A 21,775-nucleotide genomic window follows, 5' to 3' on the forward strand; every position below is an offset into this window, starting at 1 on the left:
AACTGCCTGGATTGCAGACAGTTGTTTTCTGTGATTATTTGTAAGCTACGCCGTACAAGTTACATACGCAGATGCTTTTTGAACCAATCCAAAATTTCCGGGAAGACTTCGTCCAGATAATTCATGGTGCAATGCTCCGCATCCTCCATATAATTCAGCGTCGTTTCCCCTTTGGCCCAGCCCACCATTTTGTCTGCATGCGTCTTGGGCAAAGGCATCACCTCATCACGGCCCGCATGGTAAAAGAGCAGCGGTGAACGCAGGGCGGGAGCCTCTTCAATATCATAATTGAACTGCGGGAGCGCCGCTTCCAGTGTTTCGCAGCCCGTCATATAGGTAACCCCCCGCTGCCAGATCGGATTTAGCTGCTTCAACCCCCGCAACCCGCCGATATACACCAGACCGCTGTTACCGGCCGTACATTTCACTCTCGAATCGCGGGCTGCCGCCTCAGGCGCCAAATATCCCCCCAGACTGAAGCCGACAAGGCCGATCCTTGTGAGATCTATTCCGCTCGGCGGCCGCTGTTCAAACCAGTCGATTACTGCGGATACCGCAGAATGGTAATCCCGGGCGTCAAATTTTAGCGAACGCCACATTTCCCCCTGTCCCGGTCCGTCGAATGTAAAAAAATTAAAGCCCTGCCCGCTAAACACCGAGCCGAAATGATGCCCTTCTGCCTCTTTAATGTTATCCATGCCATTCACAAAAATAACAAGGGGTCTGCCTTCCGTGTCTGCTTTCCGCAAATATCCGGGGATGGAAACTCCGCGATACGGGATATCCACCCGGACAGGCTTCTCCGTGTCGTTATACAAAGAGAGTGCCCGGACATAGCTTTTCCTTGCCTTTTCCTGTGTGGCTTCTTTCTGCACGCTGTCGATAAAAAAGATATGCTGACCCGCATGGTAGCAGGCCACCGCTTCATGGAACAAAGCCCTGGATTTGCCCAGGTTGCCTTCTGCAAGTGCCTTTTCCGCAATGCGGTACACCTCATCTCCTTCTGCCGTCCAGATCTCACACCACTTGCGCCAATCGCCGATTCTCGCCACCACTCTTCGGAGTCTTCCATAATCCGTCCCGAACATTAGAAACCTGCCATACCAGTGCTGATACACTCTCTCTTCATTAAAAACAAACCGGAATGCGAATCTTTCCTTCATTGTGAGCTCTGTCATGATCACCCAATCCTTTCGCGGTTGAGATTTAATAGTTATATATATAATAGCTATAACAACTATTTGGACAAAAAAATTTATTGTGCATTCCGGCAAATTTTCTCCAAGGTGTGGATGAATTGCGCCAATTCCTCATCCGGGATCGCTTGCTTAAATTGTTCATTTAACTGGTTCACATGGGGAATAAGGTCGGCGAACATCTCTTTACCCGCTGCTGTCAGATAAATCTGATAGCTCCGGCGGTCTTTGCCATGCGCTTCACGGGCCACATACCCCTTCTTGGCAAGCACATCCAGAATACGCGTAACATTCGTCTTGTCCTTGAAGGTTCTGGCCGCAATCTCGCTCTGAATAATTCCAGGCTCCGCATACAGCACATTCAGCACTGTCCATTGCTCAAAGGTCAGGTCGTAGCCCTTCTCCATAAAAATGCCCAGCATCCTGCGCTTGATCAGCACCTCGCCCTTGATAATCTGGAATCCAATCAGCTCTGTATAATCAAATCCGTTAGGCATAACCCTCACCCATCCTCAACAAGTTGTCACAGCTATAGTAGCTGTAACAACATTTATTTGTCAAGGACCTTTATCTCGCAGAAAATCAGACTTCGAGTTTACTCAGATCGCTTACTAAATTTCGCATCCACTTGCGGGAGTAAATCCGGGCGTAGCCGAAGCCAAAGCGGACAACCTCCTCCAGAGAGATGACGAGATACACAAGGTAGACAGGCTGCTTCCAAATGTAAGACAGCAGCAGCCCGGATGGGACGCCTATAAGCCACGTTGCGGTCGATTCCATACCGAACACGAACTTGCTATCTCCCCCGCTATTCAGAATGCCGCCGGCGATAATCATATTGGATACTTTGACCCAAAGAAATCCGGCGAACACGATAACGATATAAATGCTCATTTGTTTGGCATCCTCGGAGATATTGAACGCAGAGACATACAGCTTCGAGCCTACCGCAATAATGGCCCCGACGATCAGAGAGATAATGATTCCAAGGCGAATGAACCGTTTGGCGTGATCGAGTGCGATATCGGTCTCGTTCGCACCTAAACGGTTACCAACCATTACCCCGGCTGCACTAGCCAGACCGGACAACAAACCGATGCAAAGCCCTTGCAGCGGGAATGTAATGGTCATCGCAGTCATCTCTGTCGTTCCCATACGGCTGTAGATGATCGCATATGCCGTTTCGCCCAATACCCAGATCAATTCAGTCAACAGCAGCGGATAGGTCGTTCCAAAAAACTTGCGGATGAGCGGTTTAGGAATCATGAATAAGTTCTTTAATCCAACAGCTCCCGGCAAACGATACCGGTATACGGCACCAATGATTAACAAACATTCGAAAACCCTGGAAATAAGGGTAGCCATAGCCGAGCCCTTCAGACCAAACTCAGGAGAGCCGAAGTGACCGAAAATAAGCACGTAGTTCAGGATAATATTCAAACCAACTGTAATTAAGCTTACATACATTGGCCATTTGGCATGCCCGGTACTGCGCAAAATCGCGGAATACATCATCGTGAGCATGACGGGCACGAATCCAAGTGACATCACCCGCAAGAAAATGTACCCATCGTCTATTACATTCACGTCTGTGGTGAACATGCTCAGAAACAGCGGTGAATCGATGAAGACAGCCGCAGAGAACAGGAACGAGAACGCAAAGCCGACGATCAGCCCGAGACCGAGCACGTGGGATACACTTTTGGCATCTTTGTTCCCCCAAAACTGGGCGGCATAAATGGATACCCCCGTCGATAAACCGGCCAATACAACCGCTATGATCCCGTATATTTTTGTAGACATCCCGACCGAGGCGATTGCCACATCCCCCAGCTGCCCGACCATCATTTGATCCGTCAAATTGAGCAATGCCATCAGCAAGCTTTGAAGCGTAACGGGCACAGCGATCTTATATACACTTTTGTAGAAATTATCCTTGTCTGACATGGATTCTTCATAACCCCCATATTCTCGATTTACAGCTCCCCTAGCCATTCGAAGTCTATGACTTAGTGTGAGGTCACATCACTTTTTTGTAGCGCATGAGCGTGTAATTTTCTTTTGGCTGAACTTCTACAACCTTGAACTTTTTCGCAAAGCACAATTCCTGATACCCTTCTCCATCCACTAAAGTAATGTTCGTGGAGCCGCCTATGATGATCGGAAGCTGCATCAGAATAATCTCATCGACGATGTCCTGATTGAAAATATGCCAGTTCAGAAAGCCTCCTCCTTCTACCATCAGGTTGGTAATGCCGTAGTTTTCCTCCAGCTGACGCTCAAGCTCCACGAAATCGACTTTGTCCTCGCCGCAGACGAGGCATTCCTTCCCTTTTTCCCGGATCAGTCTCATTTTCTCCTCGTCCCGCCCTTTCTCGGTCGTGACGATAATCGTCTTCCCCTGATCGGAGAGCACATTGCTGTCCAGCGGAATGTCCAAAGTAGTCGTCGGAATGATGCGGATTGGATTTTTGTTGGCCTCATATCGATTCGTGAGAAATGGATTGTCCGTCAGAATTGTATTTTTACCGACCATAATCCCCTGTACATTGCCCCGGAATAGATGGATGAATTCGATATCTTGACTGGAAAACAACGAAAATAGCTCCTTACTCGAATTACCTGCCCCCATCGTTAGCTTTCCATCTATAGAAATTTGGCTGAATATAGTAGTTTTCATTTCGCTTCTCCCCATCTCTTATTAGCTTTGAAATGCGCTTAAAGATTTCTGGATCGTCAGATCCATTTTTTGGAGCGCCTGTTCCGGATTACTCTTAGGCAGTTCGTTCAGACCGGCACTGAGCGCCTCCCAGATATGGATCATGAATGAATCGATTGGCATCGGGCGCGCATGATTCAGAAGCGACAGAATCTCTTTTTTGTTAGGCGCAGCAGAAGCGGCCAGATGATTCTGCACCTCCTCATGAGCCGGAATCCGCTGTACCTGGAACGCCCACATCGACTGGCATTCTTCGCTTAGCATAAAACGCGTGAACGATAAGATATTCTCCCGTACCTCCGACGCTAACGAATGATTAGGGTAAATCAGACCGATGGATGAAGACATGGACAATGATTGCCGGCCTGCAATGACTGGAAGCTGACAAACCCCAAGCTTATGTTTCATATGCTTGTCCAGATGGTTATAAATCCACTCGCCGCAAATAATCGCGCCGATTTTACCGTCAATGAACTGCTCAAGCAGTCCGTGTGAGCCGTCGAGACTGGTGAGTACACCTTGGTCCATCTTGTTGCGGATGAAATGAAGCGCCTGCTTCATTTCAGAGGTGGCAAGATTCGGCTTGCCTGCCTCTACAGGCCAACCGCCAAATGCCGAGAGGAACGGAATAAACCAATAGCCTTGCTGTAGATCTGCCCCGATTGGCACGATGCCCTGAGCCGACAGCCGCTCCGCGGCCTCTTCGAATATGTCCCATGTCGTCGGCGCACTGGCATAAATCTCTTTATTGTAATAGACAACCAGATGGTTGCCCCGTAATACCGGTACACCATACTGAACACCATTTACCTGCATTGTTGAAAGAGCACCTTCCGTGAGCACATCGGCAAACAGCCCGCCCGGCACTTCGGAGTACAGCCCGTTCTCGACATAGGAGGACATGTCCGCAGGAACCATTGCCAGCTGCGGACCCTGACAGGTGTCCTTGACTCCGTTCAGACCCGTAATGAGCTCCGTAATGTTCATCACTTGTGGGGTCACCTGTATACCAAAGCGCTCCGTGTACAGCTTGCAGATTCCCTCCAGCACTTCAATCGAGGTATCCCCCGGACCATCAAATTCATGCCATAAGACGAGTTCTTTGTTGTTCTTCTGCATAGCAGCCTCTCTCCTTTAATTGACTATTGTTGCTGACAAGCACCACAGCCTGATTGGGTGCAAGCAGTAAGTTGTCTAGCGACTGACCTATGCTGCCGGTAGTTAAGGAGCTATCCAGTGCCACAGTCATTGGACCGCGGCCAGGGACGGCAGCCATTAAATCGATTTCAGAGCTAGCATCAGCATTCAAATTAAAGCAGCACAGCATCGTTAGATCGCCACGCATGTATCCGTAGAGCACAGTACCGTCCGGTGATTCAGCCACGAAGAAATTGTCCGGCTTGACCAGCTCGAGCCAGTCTTTTTTGAAGTCACTTAGCTCAGCCAGCAGTGGCAGAAGCGGTGCAGGATTCGTCCAATTAATCTTCAGGACATTAAAAAATGCGCGCGGGATGTCGCTTCCGTTCGTATTGTCTCCAAGACCGCAGTTCAATGGCTGCTCTTCGTTCATTTCATAACCGGTTGTCACGTATGGAATTGCGTTCGGAAGAAACTGATTAAATACCGCGGTCATACGGGCAACCTCTACGCCGCCCCGGCTCGTGATCCGGGGTGTATCTGCCGTTTCTGCACAGGCAAACACATGGATATTTAACTCAGGCAGTTCCTCCAGGTAGGCAACCAGATTGTCCTTCGTCATTTGCGTCATGACATTCCATCCGCTGCCAAGCATAATATTGTAGCCGGTGCTGGCCGCTTTCTTGTGATTGCGGTTAAACAAGTCTTCGCTGATCAATATGGCATTCGGATTTATCTCTTTAATCGTGTCAAAAATACGGGTAAGCAGCGGAGTCGGAAGCACATGTCCGATGTCAATCCGGAAGCCGTCAATCCCATACGTTTCGAGATTAAACCGTACTGCCTGCTCCAGAACATCCCACAGCTCAAGATTGGGTTCTTCTCCAGGGTAGTCATTGCATTTAATGGTATCGAACAGTACAAATGGCGCTTGATCCGGACTTATAAGATGTCTCACTTGCGGAGAGAAATCCTTATAAAGGCGCAAAAACGTAATGTCTGTCCAAATCGGTTGCACATCATTAATCCAGTCAGAATGCGCCGGAGAAGTCGTTATCCCCAGTTCCTGCTCCACCAAAGTCAGTATTTCTTCTCCGGTTCTGGCAACCCTTTCTCTTAATTGCTGCCAAATGACTGGATTCAGTTCGTTTGGCGGCTGTGAAAACTTCCGAAGAAACGCTTCAGTCTCTTGGCTTCGATAGACCAGTTCCAGCTTGTCAGGCGTACATTCCTCAAAAAAACCAAGCTCTGGAATCGAAGGCGGTGCAAAGCCCTCGAGAGCATCCGTCTTGATCCAATACACCCAATCAGGATGCTCGGCTATGAACTCACTGTTTTTCGCTGTTACGCGCGGAATAAAATCGACAACAGTCTTAATATCAAGCAAATGGCAGGCTTCTACCAGAGCGCCAAGCTCATCGTGAATGGTGAAGTTGTCCATGCCGTCGAGCAGGCTGTCATGCAGGTTCTGATCCAGACGGAATAACGATTGCACAGCGTAAGGTGATCCGATGTCTCCCTTCAGGTTCAACGTGCTATACTGGTTGACCGGAAGCATATATAAAATATTGATACCCATCCTTTTCAGCAGCGGCAGAAGAATACAGAACCGCAAAAAAGTACCGGACTCTGTTGTTCCATCATGATTGTAATCCCAAGCTGTTGAGTAACGGACAAGCGCGGAATAGATAGCACTGTCATCCAGATTCGTGCGCTCCTTGAGCAAATACCTCCACGAAAGCTTGTCCAAATACTTGAAGTGCTCCGTCATAAAATCATACGGGTGTACACAAATTTCACCCTCTTTGGCGAAGAGAACACGTTCATATTGGCACTCGTTCCACACAGCAGGTATCCAAATCGGCTCAACGTCTTTATCCTTGTGAGAAGACAAGTAATCCTGAACAAGTCTTAATTTGCTGTCATTGCTCATTAGCAGGTGCCACCTCTCGTTGATCGTAGTTCTATGTTTACGGAACAAAAACCGTCTTTAACGTTTCACTCTCAACCGGTTTCGAAGTGTCCAATTCATAGCCGATAAGCTCGTTAATCGCTGCTTCGTGCTGATTCAACTTCACTTTTCTAGTCACTAGTTTCTTCAATTCCGGTGTCTCGGCAGCAAATCGTAAAGCCTCCTCGAACATGTTGCGGTACTCCCCTGCTGCGATAATTTTGATCGCCTGCTGTGCAAATTTGGTGGGGGAAAAGGTATACCGGTATTTCGCATTAATCCCAAAAGGAACAATACGGCCTCCACGCTCAATCCATTTCTCTGCGAATTCGAGCTGGGTGCCCACCGTATCGATAATCAGGTCAAATTTGTGGCCCGAGCAGATCTCGTTTACGGTGGCTTCATTGAGTTGGGATGGTGTCATAGCGAAATCTGAAATTTCTTTTGCAAAGGCGAGCCGGTAGGGGTTAATTTCTGTCGCAACTGTGAGCGCTGCTATCGATTTGCTGACCATTTGGCACAAAATACCCATTGGGCCCGACCCGAGAACAAGGACCTTATCATCTGCTGAAACGCCAGCCTCCTTGAAATTGTGCAGCACACATGCAAGCGGCTCAATCAAAACCCCCGTCTCCCAGCTCATATGGTCCGGAATTCTATGCGCAAACGTTTGTGCAGTTGAGAAAAAAAAAGTGAATGTCCCATTTCGATTCAAGCCTGCAATGGGCATTCCCTTTCCGTCTATGCCCGTACACAGGTTAGGCTGGTTCTTCCGGCAAAAGTAACATTCACCGCAACTTTGATTCGGATCAATCACTACTCGGTCTCCCACCTTCACGCGGTCGACGCTGCTGCCGATTTCTACGACGGTTCCCACAGCCTCATGACCGCGAATAATATCTGGAACCCCCTCCTCTTTACCGGTTATGACCGCTAGATCCGTTCCGCACACACCTGTCATCTCAATCCGGATTTTGACTTCATCCGCCGCTGCAATCTGCGGCTCCTCACATTCGCAGAGTTCCAGCTTGTGGTTGGATGACCATACCAGAGCTTCCATCTACTCGCCTCCATTTTCATCGTCTTTCAGAAAAAATTGGTTATTTTTCAATTTCGTTCAAAATATATCACATTGCCTTTGTCGAAGTAAGGGGAATTTTGTAATTAAATGTTATATATAAACATTTTTACACAAACATCACACTCACAGGCTCTAATCACTCAACTTTCGGAGCCTGAAATCGGCAGATATGCCTTGATCTATCTGCATCAGCGCAAGAAGTCTCTGCGGGTACGGAGCAAATCACAGCGACGGTTACAGAAATGGTCGACATTTCAAAAAATGCCGCCGACGAAACAAGAAATATGGCGGCGGCTGAAGAATAATTATCGTCCATGGAAGAAGTAAAAGCCTCCTCCAGTCTGCTAAGCGCTAGTGCGCAACAGCTTCAGGATGAGCTTGGAAAATTTACTCTCGCAAAAAGTAGCTGAGCTAAAGATTAAACGCCAGCCCCAACAGAGCATAGGCCGCTATCCTGAACAGGGGGGCGGCCTATGCTCTGTTGGGTATTCTATAGGGTAATTCAAAATAAGCCAAACAAAGGCCGGTTAAGACAGTTTTACAACATACGTAATGAACTGGTATGCATTATCCTTCAGGACCGAAACGGATGCCAGCAGTTTTTTGCCCGAGGGACTCCAGCGCAGCTGGTCCGCCACCTCAATGTCATTCAGCACAGGCGTCTGCTCCCCCGTCTCCACCTCGGTGATGAACAGGCCATCCTGGTCCTCGGCAGCGTTAGCGGATGTGGTTACATAGGCCAGCTTGCTGCCGTCCGGTGACCAGCTGGTCCCGAAGATCTGCTGGCCTGCCGCCAGCCGAGACTGTTCGCTGCCTTCACTATCGCAGATCAGCAGCACCATCTCTCCAGGCTTCGTCCGCTCTACAATCGCCAGTCTGCTCCCGTCCGGTGACGGGATCACCCACATCACATTCTTTTTTAGCACCTTGGTCTGCTTCGTTTCGGTATCATAGGCGCTGAGCTGGCTGTCTTCCCCTGTAATATAAAGAATCCGGCTGCCGGACTGAACAACCTCATGAACGTAAGGAATGCCAGTCTTCAGCACCGTTTCCTGCTTGCCGTTCACGTCTGCTTTTACAATATTTCCTTCCATATCCGGGAAAAGCACATGTTCATTGTCGGCCCATGACCCTTCCTCACTTCGGAACTCTGCAGCACTCGCCTTCACAGATACACCCGTGGCCAGATTCATAATGAAACCAAGTCCGGTAGCCTCATAGAGTTCTTTGTAAAAAACCCGGCTTTTGTCCGGGGACAGCTGCGCCGCACCATAATTCTTCTCCCCCTCCTGCAGAGGCGTGTCCACACCCGAAGAGAGCGTGCGGAGATAGAGATTATGCGGATACCGTTCCTGGCCTTCCACCGTCTGCGGAGGGAGATTACGGTTCTCTTTATCGAGTACGATAACCTCCTCGCTGACAAAATCCAACCCCCGTATGCCCTCCGTTTTTTCGATACCCGCAAGCTTTAGCTTCGTATAGACGGATTCACTGGTATTATCCATGACCGTGATTTTTTTGCCGGATTTCTCGACAGTCTGACGTGAATCCGTATTCTCTGTACTGCAGGCAGCTACGGACAGAAGAACAGCACTGCACAGCAGCATCTGCATCACTTTGCCTGGCCTGAAATTTTGGTCAGGATTCATAGTATGGTTCCCCCCTGATTGAGTTGCTCCCAGCATAACGGATACTTATTTCTAAATAACCCGCCGGATGTTTCCAAGTTGTAAACTTAAGCCCTTCAGGTCATGACGGGAAAAGACAGCTGAAACGCCGCACCTTCACCGTCCGGCTCCAGCAGGGTAATGGTTCCGTTCTGCTTCTCCACCAGATTACGGACCAGAGACAAACCTAATCCTGTCCCTCCCGACTGTCGGGAGCGGTCACGGTTTACGGTGTAGAAGGGCTCAAAAATCTTCTCTCTGAATTCTGCCGGAATGCCAATGCCGGAATCCCTGACCGTGATCCAGACCCGGTGGTCCCGGACCACGCTGTGAAGATGAACCGTCCCTTGCGGGACATTATATTTGATCGCATTATCCAGCAGATTGATGAAGATATGCATGAAGCTTTCCTTATCGATCCAGATCTGCGCCGGCTGTACGTCCAGCGTGATGGTGAGCCCGTACCGTTCAGCCTTGCCCTTCATGCGGCCGCAGATATCCTGCAATACGCCCGCTACCTCCAGCAGCTCCGCCTGGGATTCAAAATCATATTTCTCCAGCGCCGTCAACTGCAGCACCTTCTCCACCATTTCATAGAGCCGCTGCGTCTCCTTCGCAATACTGAGCTTGGCATCCGACAACAGCTCGGGATCATCATCGTACATGTTCAAGAGATCGACATAGGCCTTGATTGAAGTCAGCGGCGTCTTGAATTCGTGGCTGATATTGCCAATGTATTGCTTCTGCTGCTGCTCCAGTGCCTGAAGCTTCTGCACGGCGAGCTGCAGCTTGCGCTGCTCTTCATCCTTCGCGGCAATGCTGCTGTCGATCTCCCGGCTCATGAAGTAAATGCCTTCAGCCAGCTCCCCCAGCTCATCTTTGCGCTTGACCGGGGGAGCGGAGATGTACTCGGCGCGGCGGATCGATTCCGCCGCCCTCTTCAGCCGCCCGATGGCTGCGGCGGCCTTGTTGAAATACAGGTAGCCGCCAATGAAGCTCAAGACCAAAACTGCGGCGCCCGTGGTCAGGAAGAGATTCAACAGCGTCCGCTGGAAGCTCTGGGCATCCTGCAGCGGATACTCCAGCTGGACCACCCCCATCTGTTGATCAGGCCCCTGCAGCGGCGCCAGATAGAGCATAGTATCGCCGGCGCTCTGGTAGGCGATTTTGTTCTGAAGCGCATAGGCTAGCGCTTCGGCGGGTTTCTGCTCCGTCGCTAGGTCCCCCCCCTGCCGGGATGTCCCCACCTGCTGCCCGTCTGCATCGTACAGCGTCACCTGCAGCCCGGTGAACCCGGCCAGCTCTACAGCCAGCGCTTTCCCCCGCTGCTGCATGAATGCCTGCGACTCAAGCCGTGTGCCGGTATAATAGGTCTGTTTGACGCGCAGATTTACTGTTTTGACATGCTGGGCGAGTGCACTCTCGATCTGTGCCTGCTGGTTACGCTCTACTCCTTGCAGTACGAAATAGCTCAGGATGCTAATCGATAGAATCAAGAGCACCGCCAGAAACAGGCTGAATTTCAGCTTGATGCTAATCCTCATGCGAAGCTACCCGCCGGAACCGCCTTGTAGCCCACCCCATAGACGGTTTGCAAAATATTCTGGTAGGGCTCGCCCAGTTTTTTGCGCAGCCGCTGGATGTGAATGTCCACTGTGCGCGTACCGCCGGCATAGTCCATTTCCCAGACCTGCTCCAGGAGTTCTTCGCGCATATAGACCCGCTGCGGATGGGAGAGCAGCAGGTGCAGGAGATCGAACTCCTTCGGTGTCAGCTCCAGAAGTTCCTCTCCAAGCTGGGCAGATCTCCGGTCCTGGTGAACCCGAAGCGCACCATATTCGATTAGCTCGCTTTTGGCCTCGGCCGTATTCTTCTCCAGCCTGCGCAGCAGCGCCTTCACCCGGGCCAGCAGCTCGCGGATCTCAAACGGCTTGGTCATATAATCGTCCGCTCCCAGCTCCAGGCCGACGATTTTATCGACAATGTCATTTTTGACGGTGAGTAATATAATCCCGATGTCATCACGGTCCTCCAGCTTGCGGCATACATCATACCCGTTCAGCTTCGGCATCATCACATCCAGCACCATCACATTGGGATGAAAAATTTGCGCTTTGGCAAGCGCCTCTTCGCCGTCTCCGGCGGTATCCACCTCATAGCCTTCACGCCTCAGCGCGTAGGCAATCGCATTTACAATACCAGGCTCGTCATCGACTACCAGCACTTTTTTGGTCATTTGAGGTTCACCTCCTTCACTTGCGGTTATTTATTTCATGCCCGGCCTGTTCAGCCTTAATCTTGCCCCTAAGTGCACATATACTTCCAGACGGACACCATGCGGAAAAGTTCCCGCTGCCTGAAAATAGTTGAGACCCCGTATGATGTAAAACGTAGTATCCGGCAGAGTCCCATTCTTTAGGTTATCTTAAAGAAGAGTTAAGCTTAACCTCAGCTTTGCCGGTTACAATGAATTTAAGCATAAGTATCCTAACCCATGAAACTAATAACCCTGTGCCGATATAATATAACTTGAAAAGAGGATGAGTGGTATGAATATTAAACGAGTAATGATTGTCGGGAGCATGATTGTAGCGATCTCCTTTGGTGGGACCACCTGGGGCAAACCGATCGCAAATGCGAGTCCAGTCGCCAAATGGTCTGCCACCAATGTAGCCGAGAAAGATGATTTGCTGGAAGCGTTGAATCAATCCTCCGATCAAGAGCTATATGACGCGCTGTACGACGGCAAGTCGCTGAAGGATATCGCTGTAGAGAATGGCGGAAATATTGGAAACATCATTAATTTGCAGGTGAACCAGCTTACACAGCAGCTTGATCAACGCCTCGCCAGCGGCAACATCACCCGGCAGCAATATGTCGCGCAAAAAGCTGAATTGCAAGAGATCGTGACCCAAAGTGTAATGACTTCATTTGGCTGACAGAGGGTACATACACTCTATATAGTCTGGAAAAACAGGCTGTCTCCTCCGCAGAAATGAACTGCTTAGGAGACAGCCTATTTTAGTTGGGCAACGGCGTCGTTGATGGCGCCACCTGCAGCCTTCTGCGCCGCCAGTAACAGCATTTATACCGTTGTTTCAAGCCCGGTGGCCTCATCGGCTAGAATTAACAATGAGAGTATAGCAATCACTTGTGTCGATCTGTTTGAACAATATCGGATACAAACTTCTGATCGTAGAGGTGCGGAATTCAAATACTAAGAACATCCATCAAGCTTCTAGTATTATGTAGTTTAGTCGCAGTTGAATCTCTTTTTCACCCAAAGTGCGCTGCCTAACCAATCGACGTTCTCGATTAATTTCGGGAGCGTTTTTTATTTGCTTTTATTTTATGAGCAGACCCACTTGTCCTTCGGACAATTCAAAAAAAGCGACATTCACACTACGGTCAGCAGGAATGTCACTTTGGTTTGGTAAAAATATAAGGATTTATAGGTTTCACGCTATAAATCATCCTTTTATTTCTCACTGAAACGGATTCCGTCCTTATAAGGACGGCGAAGCCGTTTCCACTTGCTATTGAACTTCGGCAGGCAAGGCTTACACCTTAGGTTTATCCCGGGTAACCTCCAGAATATCGAGGAAAAAGACGAAAATAGGAATCCCAAGGATCAGACCCCATACGCCGATATAATGCTCGGAGAACAACAGCACAATGAAGGTGTAGAACATGGGCAGATTCATTTTGGAGGACATCAGCTTCGGATTCAGGAAGTAGCCTTCCATGAAATGCAGCACAGCAATCAGTCCCAGCACGTACAGCGTCATTACGAGACCACCGATATTGTAGCCGATGATACACAACGGAATGAGTGAAATCAAAAACCCAACCACCGGAATCAAGCTAAGCAGGAAGATCATGATCGCCAGCGCGAAAAGGTACGGGAACGGCTCAAAAAAGAAGCCCATGATCCATAAGCCCACCACAGTGAACAGGGTATTGAAAAGAGCAATGAGAATTTGTGCTTCAATAACCTTGCCGAAAGAAGAGATGAATTTCTTGCCAAAGTACTCCAGTTCCACATAGAACCAGGCAATCTTGCTGTCTCTCAGACGGGAAGTAAAGTTAACAATGCGGGTTTTCTCAAGGATGAAGACAAAGCTTAGAATAGTTGCTAATACGAAGGTGGTCCCCCAGTTACTAATTTTGAGCACATATCCAATGCCGTGGGTCATATAGGATTCATAATTCAAATCCTTCAACTGATTGAACAGGTACTGTGTAATTTCGTTCTGCGGGAGATCTTCAGAGGTTAGAGTGGTTAGAAAATCGGTCAACTGCTTAATCTGCGTATACACTTTGGGCAGATATTTGACGAGCGCCAGCACAATCATCGTGATTAGGGCGAGGTACAAGACGACAATAATAACCTTGCTGTTCACCTTGACGAATTTGCCGATCTGCTTGGACAGCAGCACCTGAAAGCTATTCATTACATAAGCAATCAAAAACGTCAGCAGCACCAGGTTGAGCATATCCCGGATACTGTACAGCAACAGTGCGATCAGCGCCAAAATCAAAAAGCGCCGAACTGTTAAATTCGCGTAATAACGCTTAAATACATCCATTGTTCCTCTGTTCCTCTCCATTCGCTTGCAATTAAGACTTTATCATATAGTCTACATTACCCAAATCACTTATAGCAACTGCAAGCCTCTTCAAATCTGCGAAAACACTAACTTTATGTCGGATTTCGGGAGCTGGACTGTTATATGTTATAATATGCCAGTGGAAACGGCTTCGCTTCTTGTAAAAGCTTATGCTCCTGAAGCAGCGATACTACGTATCGCTTTCAGAAATCCGTTTCAGCGGGAAATAGAAGTATGATTTATAGCGCGAAACCTATACATCCTTATATTTTAAGAACTGGAGGCTTAACCTTTATGGGGAAAATTATCTGCATCACCGGCGCATCATCCGGAATCGGGCTATCTTCGGCTCTGAAATTCGCTAAGGAAGGCTGGACTGTCTATGCGGGAACCCGCAACCTGGAACGGGATCAGGAGCGTTACAGCGAAGTGCCCCATCTGAAATTCGTAGAACTGGAAGTCACAGAACCTAACAGCATTCAGCGGGTAATCGATCAGATTGAGCAGGAGCAAGGCCGCCTGGATGTATTGTTTTGCAACGCTGGCTTCGGCTACCTCAGGGCGCTTGGACAAGCACCGATTGAAGATATCCACCGCGTATTCGACACCAATGTCTATGGAGTGATGCATACGATCCGTGCGGCGCTTCCTCTGCTTCGGAAGACCGGATATGGACATATTGTGGCGACCTCCAGCGTGGGCGGACTAGTGGGCCAGCCTATGAACGAGATCTACTGTGCCAGCAAGTTCGCTCTGGAAGGCCTGCTGGAAAGTATGGCTACCTATTACAAACCACAGTTCAACATCGATATCTCCCTGCTTGAGCCTGGTGCAATTGCCACAGAGTTCAATAACACCGTGCTTGGGCATGTAGCCAATACCGGTGGCATTCTGGAAGACGAATATAGGCCGATTCTGGATGCCTACAGAGCCACGTTCCTTGAGCGTAATACGGAGCCTCAGACCGCTGACTCCGTCGCCGAAGTGATGTGGGACCTGGTGCAAATGGAGACCAAGCCGCTCCGTATCCGCACTTCAGAGCAGGCTGAGAAATTCGTCTCTCGCAAAGTAAGCACAGACCCTACCGGCCTGGAAGGTGTGCTCAGCACCCGTAAGATCCAGTTGAATATGTAGGTCACGCTTACCCTTATTGCTGAAAAAGCACAAATAGATGAAAAAAATAACCGGACTGGGGCAGCTCTTGCCCGGTCCGGTTTTCAGTTGTGCCTGCGTTTGGAACGCCATAGGCGAACAACTGTCTATTGCCTGTCCTCGCGTTTCACATCACACTTATCTCTGAATCTGCTCAATCCGGTATACTCCGGTTCCACCAGTATCTGATGGCCCGCCTGTAATCTGCCAGCCGAAGGAGAGCACAGATGCCAGTCTGTTTTTTTCGGCCTCGGTCAAAGCTATTTCCGCCGCTTCCTTACCTTCCTCCAGTTCCAGCTCGGCCTGCTTGCCAAGAGCAACAGAAATCCAGCTGCGAATGCCGCGAATGGTATTGTATTTGATCTGGTAGCCTTGCGTTACCGCCTGGCGGAATGTTTCCGGCTGCTCACCCGCCAGAATTGCCAGCTGAGCATAATCAAATTCATATTCACTTTCATCCACCGGCAGTTCGCCTGCCTCTACTCTGCGCAGCAGTTCGTCATCGGACCAGCCGAGGGATCGCAGAGATTCTACCAGCAGGGCATCCCATTGCGACAATTTTACTTTTTGTACGGTCTCTGTCATCTCATTACCTCCCATTATCATTGTAAATTGGTGCTGTATTCAGTCAAGAGCCACATAGTGGCCCGGGCTTACTTCACGCAGCATTGCCTGTGCAGCTGCTTCCCGTTCACCAGAATAGCCCTCCAGCCTGATTCTCTGGCTGCCCTTACGCGGGTCCGTCTCCAGAATGGAGGATAGTAGTGCCTTAGTGTAGGGATGGAGCGGGTTGTCATACAATTCGTCGCTGTCCGCTACCTCAACCAGCCGTCCGCCATACATGACACCGATGCGGTCCGATATATGCCGGACCATCGACAGGTCATGGGCAATGAACAGATAGGTGAGACCGAACTCGGACTGCAGGTCCTCCAGCATATTGACGACCTGGGCCTGAACCGAAACGTCCAGTGCCGAAATGGGCTCGTCACAGACGACAAATTCTGGCCGGACCGACAATGCTCGTGCAATGGAGATGCGCTGCCGCTGCCCGCCGCTGAACTCATGGGGAAAACGGTACAGATGCTCCCGCTTAAGCCCTACCCGTTCCAGCAGTGCGGCGACCGCCTCCTTGCGTTCTTCGCCCTTATAGATGCCATGGATCTTCATCGGTTCACTGATCAGTTCAAGCACATTCAAGCTCAGATTCAGGGAAGAGTACGGGTCCTGAAAGATCGATTGAATGCGGCGGCGGAAAGGCTTGAGTCCCTTCTCCCCAAGCTTGCCAAGCGGCTGGCCATCAAAGAAAACCTCACCGCCGGTATAATCATACAACCGGAGCAGGCAGCGTCCCACTGTGGACTTGCCGCTGCCCGATTCGCCCACCAGCCCGAAGGTTTCTCCCTGGCGGATCTGAAAGCTTACGCCATCGACAGCCTTCAGCACAGCTGTATCTCGACCGCGCATATCCTTCCCCTTAGAGAAGTGCTTTTGAAGATTATTCACGTCCACTAATACTTTGCTCTCACTCACCGGAATCTCCCCCTTCGGCATGAACTGCAGTCTGATTCTGCACACTCTCCACCAGCCAGCACATAGAGCGGTGGCCCGGAGTGAGTTCTACTACAGGCGGGCGTTCGCTGCAGCGGGCAAAAGCATGGGGGCAGCGCTCCATGAACGGGCAACCCGGCGGCGGGTCGAGGAGATCCGGAGGTGTGCCTTCAATGGGAATCAGCCGCTCACGTGAACCGCCGCCGCGCTTCGGAATCGAGCGCAGCAAGCCCTCCGTGTACGGATGCCGGGGACGGTAGAAGATATCCTCCACCGTCCCTTCCTCCATAATCAGCCCCCCGTACATCACAATCACGCGGGTGCAGACCTGGGCAACCACACCCAGATCATGGGTAATCAGTGCAATGGCCGTATCAGAATTCTCTTTGAGTTCCTTGAACAGGTCCAGGATCTGCGCCTGTATCGTCGCATCCAGCGCTGTTGTCGGCTCGTCAGCGATCAGCAGCTCCGGCTGGCAGGACAATGCCATGGCGATCATTACGCGCTGACGCATTCCGCCGCTGAATTCATGCGGATACTGCTTCAGACGCTGCTCCGGATTCTGGATACCTACCTGGAGCAGCATCCTGGCTGCTTCGGCAACCGCCGCTTCTTTATTCAATCCACGGTGCCTGCGGATGACCTCCGTCAGTTGCTGGCCGATTTTTTTCACCGGATTCAGGGAGGTCATCGGGTCTTGAAAGACCATCGCGATCCGGTTGCCCCGCAGACTCCGCCACTCCTTCTCTGAAAGTCCGGTCAGACGCTCGCCCCGAAACTCGATATTCCCGGCTGTTATGCGTCCCGGAGGCATAATCAGCGACATGATCGCTTTGGCCGTGACACTTTTGCCGCTGCCGGATTCCCCGACAATCCCCACCGTTTCACCAGCATCGATATGAAAGCTGACCCCCCGGACGGCCTGGTTCTCCCCATCCCGGGTAGCGAACGAAACCTGTAAATCCTCAACAGACAGCAGCCGCTTCGTCATGACGTCTTCACTCTCCTTATCTCCGCATCAGCTTCGGTTCAAAGCCGACACGTAAAATATCACCCAGCACATTAAAGCTCAGTACAGTCAGCAGGATCAAAAGACCCGGGAACAGCGCGAGATAAGGCGCCTGGGCAATATAGCCCTGCGCGCTGTTCAACATGCTGCCCCACGTCGCATTCGGCGGCTGCACGCCAAACCCGAGAAAGCTCAGTGAGGATTCCATCATAATCGCCGAAGCGATATTGTTCGTCGCACCTACGATAATGACCGGGACCAGGCCGGGAAGAATATGCCGCCAAATGATGCCGGAGGCGCTTTGTCCTGAAGCTTTGGCATAGAGCACATATTCACGTTCCTTGATCGTCATCGTCTCCGCCCGGACAACCCGCGCCACGTTCATCCACATCAAGAGGGCAATAATAATGATAAGGTTACCGACGCTTGGCTTCAAATACACGCTGAGCAGCAGCAGAATGAGAAAGGACGGGATCGACATGATTACATCCAGCATCCGCATCAGCAGATTATCCAGCCAGCCGCCAAAGTAGCCGCTGATTACACCTATGGTAGCCCCGATGCCTGTCGCCACAATCATTGAAGCGAAGCCAACCAGGAGAGAGATTCGCCCGCCGTATAGCGCTCTCGCCAGATAATCGCGGCCATAATCGTCCGTACCGAACCAGTGGCCGGCACCCGGCGGCTTGAGCCGGGCCATGGCCTCCATGGCATTGGGATCATAGCCGGACAGAAAGGCAAACACTGCCCCAAGCGTGAACACGATCAGAGTCAGCAAGGCGGCGACACCCAGACCGTTCGCAAACAGCTCGTCTTTTACATTTTTCCATTTACTGCGGTTCATGAGGTCACCCCTTTAGTTGGATTCGCGGGTCCACGAAGCTGTAGAGTATATCTGCCACCAGATTGCCAAAGATCAGCATCAGGGAGGAGAACAGGGTAATCCCCATGATTAGCGGATAATCCATTCCCTTGACTGCTGTCATGCCCAGTGAGCCGATGCCCGGCCAGGAAAAAACCGTCTCCGTCACGATAGCACCCGCCACCAGATCCCCCATCGACATACCGAGCAGCGTAATCACCGGCAGCAGCACATGCTTCAGGACATGACGGAACAATATCGTTGACTTTTTGGAGCCAAAAGCATACTGAATCTGTACATATTCCTCCTTCAGCTGCCCAATAGTGCTGGAGCGGATATAACGCACATAACCGGCAAGAAAACCAAAGGCCAGCACGGAGCAAGGCAAAATGCCGTGCTTAAGCACATCCGCCGCGGATTCTACCCCAATGGTGCGCATGCCCATGCTTGGGAGCAGGTGCAGCTTGATCGCGAACAGGTACATCAGCAGAATCGCCAGCCAGAATAATGGAATGGAGATTCCGACATAAGAAATGAAGTTAATCAGCTTGTCGGCCCAGCGGTTGCGGTTCGCTCCGGCAATCAGGCCGAGCGGAATTGAGAGCAGCACAGCCAGGGCAATCGCGCTGCCCATCAGACCGGCGGTTGCCGGCAGGCGCTCCAGAATTTGCCCAAGGACGGGCTGGTGATTAACCAGGGAATACCCGAAGTTCCCCTGTGCCATTTCTTTGATCCAGATAAAATACTGAATATAGGCCGGTTTGTCCAGTCCCAGGTTATGACGGATACGCTCAATGTCATCCGCATGCATATTCGGTGTAACAAAAGACAGCACCGGATCTCCCGGAGCCAGCTTGATCATGGTAAAGCACACTACCGACACAAAGAACAGCATCGGCAGTGTTTGCAGCAATCTTCGTACGATGAGTTGTCTCATACGCAGCTTCTCCCGCTCCCCGCCGGCAAAAAAATAAGCTGGGCGGCCCAGCTTATTTTTTCCCGCACTTATTTTTCCCGCGCTTATTTCTGATAGATCTTGGACAGGTCTTCGAAAATCACGACAGGCTTCAGTACCGCTTCTTCAAGACCGCCGTAGTTCTTGGAAATAGCGACAACGGTTTTGGTATATGCGATGGGATAGATCGGCGCATCCCCGGCGACGATCTCTTGCGCTTTTTTGTAAATATCCGCACGTTTGGCTGGGTCGGCTTCACCCGCACCTTCATTCAACAGCTTGTCGACTTCAGGATTCGCATAATGCGAATAGTTCGAAGACGCTCCCGAGGTGAACAGAATGCGGTAAGCATCTGGATCATAACCCATAATATAGCCGGTCAGGGCCAGTTCGAAATCAGTAGCCTTCAGGTCAATGAACTTCTGAACCCAGGCCGAAGAATCCATACTCTTCAGTTCAACATCCACGCCGACGGCCTTCAGCTTCTGCTGTACATACAGCGAGATGGCTTCCTGTGCCTTGTTGCCGCTCTGCACGATGAATCTCAGCTTCAGATTGCTGACTCCTGCGGCTTGGAGCATTTCCTTGGCCTTCGCTGCATCGTTATCAAAGGTAGGCACATCATTCGTGAAGTACAACGCATCCGGAGTCAGGAAGGATTTAGCCGGATCCGCATATTCACTGGAAGTGTAGGCGGTCTGGATGATCTCATCACGGCTGAGTGCCAGTGACAGGGCTTGACGGACTTCTTTTTTGGCCAGGACACCGGTATCACTGTTCGCATTGAACATCAGATACGACAAACGTCCTTCGGCGTACGGCAGGATTTCAAAGTTGTTGGTCGCTTGAATCGTGCTTACATCCTTAGGATCAAGGTATTGCACATTAATTTCACCGTTCTGCAAGGCCAGATTGGCTGCGTTCGCATCCTTGGCAATCCGGTAGGTCACTGAATCCAGGTGCGGCTTGCCGCCGAAATAGTTGTCGAAACGCTCCAGTGTCAAATATTCGCCTGCTTTGTATTCTTTGAACTTGAATGGGCCGGAGCCTACCGGAGCAGCGTTTTTGGTGCTTTTCTCAATATCGGTTTCATTCTCAAAAATGTGTTTTGGAATCGGAGTGACCTGCACCAGCGTAGCCTCGAAAGCCGGACTGACCTGCGGCAGCTTGAATTCCACAGTCAGATCGTCCACCTTCGTGGCGGTGATTGGTTGGTCATTAATCAGGAAGTTGGCCCGCAGGAAGCTGTTCTGCTTCTCATCCAGAATCTTCTCGATAGTGAACACTACATCATCGGCTGTAAGCTTCTCCCCATCATGCCAGGTAAGTCCGCTCTTCAGCTTCAGTGTATAGGTAAGATTATCGGCAGATGGTGTCAGGCTGTCCGCCAGATAAAAGGTTTTCTTCCCATTGTTGACCTGGAACAGCGGCGCGTACAGCGCCTGGTCAATCGTCAGGCTGACACGGTCACCCGCATAGTTCGGATTAAGCACTACCGGGTCGGCTGCTACGCCGATAATCAGGCTTCCACCATCCTTCGGCCCTTCGCCCGCAGCAGGCTGCTGTGATTCCGCCGGCGTCCCGCTTGCTGCCGGTGATGCGGCGTTGTTCCCCCCGGAGCACGCACTAATCAAAAATGTTAACAATATGATAGCTATAACCCCAGATAACCCTCTGCGCATATCTTTCTCTCCTCCATTGTCTATGAGCAAGCTCACTCTTTATTTTTCTGAATTATATATCGGAATACTCGGAATTACAATGGATGTGAATTAACATAAATGTAACACGAAGGAAAAACATGGTTTGAACTCTTTATCCCGCAAAAAATGAGGGTTAGTCCAGTACCTCTGCAAATATATTGAATACATATAATCCATACATC

At 50.4% G+C, this 21,775-nt stretch carries 19 protein-coding genes; 2 read left to right on the top strand and 17 right to left on the bottom strand.

Translation table 11 applies throughout. The features are described 5' to 3' along the window. Window positions 1-59: 59 nt before the first annotated feature. The 10 genes from A3844_RS22175 to A3844_RS22220 form a co-directional block, all read right to left on the bottom strand. On the bottom strand, window positions 60-1,178 hold the full coding sequence (locus A3844_RS22175) for an alpha/beta hydrolase family protein (protein ID WP_074108479.1): 1,119 nt from the start codon (window positions 1,176-1,178) through the stop codon (window positions 60-62). 77 nt (window positions 1,179-1,255) lie between these two features. Beyond that, a complete protein-coding gene (locus tag A3844_RS22180; RefSeq protein WP_074108480.1) occupies window positions 1,256-1,693 on the bottom strand; it encodes a MarR family winged helix-turn-helix transcriptional regulator in 438 nt (145 codons plus the stop codon). 85 nt (window positions 1,694-1,778) lie between these two features. Next, window positions 1,779-3,143, bottom strand: coding sequence for an MATE family efflux transporter (locus A3844_RS22185; protein WP_074088870.1), 1,365 nt, complete (start codon window positions 3,141-3,143; stop codon window positions 1,779-1,781). Between the two features lie 73 nt (window positions 3,144-3,216). Beyond that, complete coding sequence (locus A3844_RS22190) at window positions 3,217-3,876, bottom strand: dihydrofolate reductase family protein (RefSeq protein WP_074088869.1); 660 nt, start codon at window positions 3,874-3,876, stop codon at window positions 3,217-3,219. A 21-nt stretch (window positions 3,877-3,897) separates the two neighbouring features. Then, the gene (locus A3844_RS22195; protein WP_074108481.1) at window positions 3,898-5,034 is read right to left on the bottom strand and encodes a sugar ABC transporter substrate-binding protein; all 1,137 of its coding nucleotides are present in this window, start codon (window positions 5,032-5,034) and stop codon (window positions 3,898-3,900) included. Further along, a complete protein-coding gene (locus tag A3844_RS22200) occupies window positions 4,997-6,985 on the bottom strand; it encodes an alpha-amylase family protein (protein ID WP_074103361.1) in 1,989 nt (662 codons plus the stop codon). The genes A3844_RS22195 and A3844_RS22200 overlap by 38 nt, the downstream gene beginning before the upstream one ends. Window positions 6,986-7,022: 37 nt before the next feature. Further along, window positions 7,023-8,063, bottom strand: a complete 1,041-nt coding sequence (locus A3844_RS22205; protein WP_074108482.1) for a zinc-dependent alcohol dehydrogenase — start codon at window positions 8,061-8,063, stop codon at window positions 7,023-7,025. A 548-nt stretch (window positions 8,064-8,611) separates the two neighbouring features. Continuing rightward, entirely contained in the window at window positions 8,612-9,733 is a 1,122-nt protein-coding gene (locus tag A3844_RS22210; protein WP_074108483.1) for a TolB family protein, read from the bottom strand. Between the two features lie 95 nt (window positions 9,734-9,828). Next, window positions 9,829-11,295, bottom strand: a complete 1,467-nt coding sequence (locus A3844_RS22215; RefSeq protein ID WP_074108484.1) for a sensor histidine kinase — start codon at window positions 11,293-11,295, stop codon at window positions 9,829-9,831. After that, window positions 11,292-11,987, bottom strand: a complete 696-nt coding sequence (locus A3844_RS22220; RefSeq protein WP_074103363.1) for a response regulator transcription factor — start codon at window positions 11,985-11,987, stop codon at window positions 11,292-11,294. The genes A3844_RS22215 and A3844_RS22220 overlap by 4 nt, the downstream gene beginning before the upstream one ends. Window positions 11,988-12,300: 313 nt before the next feature. On the opposite strand from A3844_RS22220, the gene A3844_RS22225 reads away from it, so the two are divergent. Next, entirely contained in the window at window positions 12,301-12,690 is a 390-nt protein-coding gene (locus A3844_RS22225) for a hypothetical protein (protein WP_074108485.1), read from the top strand. A 621-nt stretch (window positions 12,691-13,311) separates the two neighbouring features. Here A3844_RS22225 and A3844_RS22230 read toward each other — a convergent pair. Continuing rightward, window positions 13,312-14,340, bottom strand: a complete 1,029-nt coding sequence (locus A3844_RS22230; protein WP_074088861.1) for an AI-2E family transporter — start codon at window positions 14,338-14,340, stop codon at window positions 13,312-13,314. 315 nt (window positions 14,341-14,655) lie between these two features. Here A3844_RS22230 and A3844_RS22235 point away from each other — a divergent pair, with 315 nt between their 5' ends. Next, complete coding sequence (locus tag A3844_RS22235) at window positions 14,656-15,495, top strand: SDR family oxidoreductase (RefSeq protein ID WP_074108486.1); 840 nt, start codon at window positions 14,656-14,658, stop codon at window positions 15,493-15,495. Window positions 15,496-15,651: 156 nt separating this feature from the next. Here the strand turns inward: A3844_RS22235 and A3844_RS22240 are convergent, their stop codons facing one another. The 6 genes from A3844_RS22240 to A3844_RS22265 form a co-directional block, all read right to left on the bottom strand. Continuing rightward, a complete protein-coding gene (locus A3844_RS22240) occupies window positions 15,652-16,098 on the bottom strand; it encodes a hypothetical protein (protein ID WP_074108487.1) in 447 nt (148 codons plus the stop codon). A 39-nt stretch (window positions 16,099-16,137) separates the two neighbouring features. Further along, window positions 16,138-17,067: an ABC transporter ATP-binding protein gene (locus A3844_RS22245; RefSeq protein WP_074108488.1), complete on the bottom strand. Its 930-nt coding sequence runs from the start codon at window positions 17,065-17,067 to the stop codon at window positions 16,138-16,140. After that, entirely contained in the window at window positions 17,039-18,055 is a 1,017-nt protein-coding gene (locus A3844_RS22250; RefSeq protein ID WP_074108489.1) for an ABC transporter ATP-binding protein, read from the bottom strand. Before A3844_RS22250 ends, A3844_RS22245 begins: the two co-directional genes overlap by 29 nt. Window positions 18,056-18,071: 16 nt before the next feature. Continuing rightward, window positions 18,072-18,917, bottom strand: a complete 846-nt coding sequence (locus tag A3844_RS22255) for an ABC transporter permease (RefSeq protein WP_074103368.1) — start codon at window positions 18,915-18,917, stop codon at window positions 18,072-18,074. 4 nt (window positions 18,918-18,921) lie between these two features. Further along, on the bottom strand, window positions 18,922-19,872 hold the full coding sequence (locus A3844_RS22260; RefSeq protein WP_074088856.1) for an ABC transporter permease: 951 nt from the start codon (window positions 19,870-19,872) through the stop codon (window positions 18,922-18,924). A gap of 83 nt (window positions 19,873-19,955) precedes the next feature. Continuing rightward, window positions 19,956-21,572, bottom strand: a complete 1,617-nt coding sequence (locus A3844_RS22265; RefSeq protein WP_074108490.1) for an ABC transporter substrate-binding protein — start codon at window positions 21,570-21,572, stop codon at window positions 19,956-19,958. Window positions 21,573-21,775: the final 203 nt, after the last annotated feature.

Source organism: Paenibacillus helianthi (genome assembly GCF_001909055.1).
Classification (GTDB): Bacteria; Bacillota; Bacilli; order Paenibacillales; family Paenibacillaceae; genus Paenibacillus_AQ; species Paenibacillus_AQ helianthi.

Bases quoted from the DNA above. Each gene is read 5' to 3' on its own strand.
- A3844_RS22220 (WP_074103363.1), bottom strand. From the start codon at position 11,987: ATGACCAAAAAAGTGCTGGTAGTCGATGACGAGCCTGGTATTGTAAAT.
- A3844_RS22175 (WP_074108479.1), bottom strand. From the start codon at position 1,178: ATGACAGAGCTCACAATGAAGGAAAGATTCGCATTCCGGTTTGTTTTT.
- A3844_RS22245 (WP_074108488.1), bottom strand. From the start codon at position 17,067: ATGCCGAAGGGGGAGATTCCGGTGAGTGAGAGCAAAGTATTAGTGGAC.
- A3844_RS22250 (WP_074108489.1), bottom strand. From the start codon at position 18,055: ATGACGAAGCGGCTGCTGTCTGTTGAGGATTTACAGGTTTCGTTCGCT.
- A3844_RS22185 (WP_074088870.1), bottom strand. From the start codon at position 3,143: ATGTCAGACAAGGATAATTTCTACAAAAGTGTATATAAGATCGCTGTG.
- A3844_RS22260 (WP_074088856.1), bottom strand. From the start codon at position 19,872: ATGAGACAACTCATCGTACGAAGATTGCTGCAAACACTGCCGATGCTG.
- A3844_RS22190 (WP_074088869.1), bottom strand. From the start codon at position 3,876: ATGAAAACTACTATATTCAGCCAAATTTCTATAGATGGAAAGCTAACG.
- A3844_RS22230 (WP_074088861.1), bottom strand. From the start codon at position 14,340: ATGGATGTATTTAAGCGTTATTACGCGAATTTAACAGTTCGGCGCTTT.
- A3844_RS22205 (WP_074108482.1), bottom strand. From the start codon at position 8,063: ATGGAAGCTCTGGTATGGTCATCCAACCACAAGCTGGAACTCTGCGAA.
- A3844_RS22215 (WP_074108484.1), bottom strand. From the start codon at position 11,295: ATGAGGATTAGCATCAAGCTGAAATTCAGCCTGTTTCTGGCGGTGCTC.
- A3844_RS22240 (WP_074108487.1), bottom strand. From the start codon at position 16,098: ATGACAGAGACCGTACAAAAAGTAAAATTGTCGCAATGGGATGCCCTG.
- A3844_RS22210 (WP_074108483.1), bottom strand. From the start codon at position 9,733: ATGAATCCTGACCAAAATTTCAGGCCAGGCAAAGTGATGCAGATGCTG.
- A3844_RS22255 (WP_074103368.1), bottom strand. From the start codon at position 18,917: ATGAACCGCAGTAAATGGAAAAATGTAAAAGACGAGCTGTTTGCGAAC.
- A3844_RS22200 (WP_074103361.1), bottom strand. From the start codon at position 6,985: ATGAGCAATGACAGCAAATTAAGACTTGTTCAGGATTACTTGTCTTCT.
- A3844_RS22195 (WP_074108481.1), bottom strand. From the start codon at position 5,034: ATGCAGAAGAACAACAAAGAACTCGTCTTATGGCATGAATTTGATGGT.
- A3844_RS22265 (WP_074108490.1), bottom strand. From the start codon at position 21,572: ATGCGCAGAGGGTTATCTGGGGTTATAGCTATCATATTGTTAACATTT.
- A3844_RS22180 (WP_074108480.1), bottom strand. From the start codon at position 1,693: ATGCCTAACGGATTTGATTATACAGAGCTGATTGGATTCCAGATTATC.
- A3844_RS22225 (WP_074108485.1), top strand. From the start codon at position 12,301: ATGAATATTAAACGAGTAATGATTGTCGGGAGCATGATTGTAGCGATC.
- A3844_RS22235 (WP_074108486.1), top strand. From the start codon at position 14,656: ATGGGGAAAATTATCTGCATCACCGGCGCATCATCCGGAATCGGGCTA.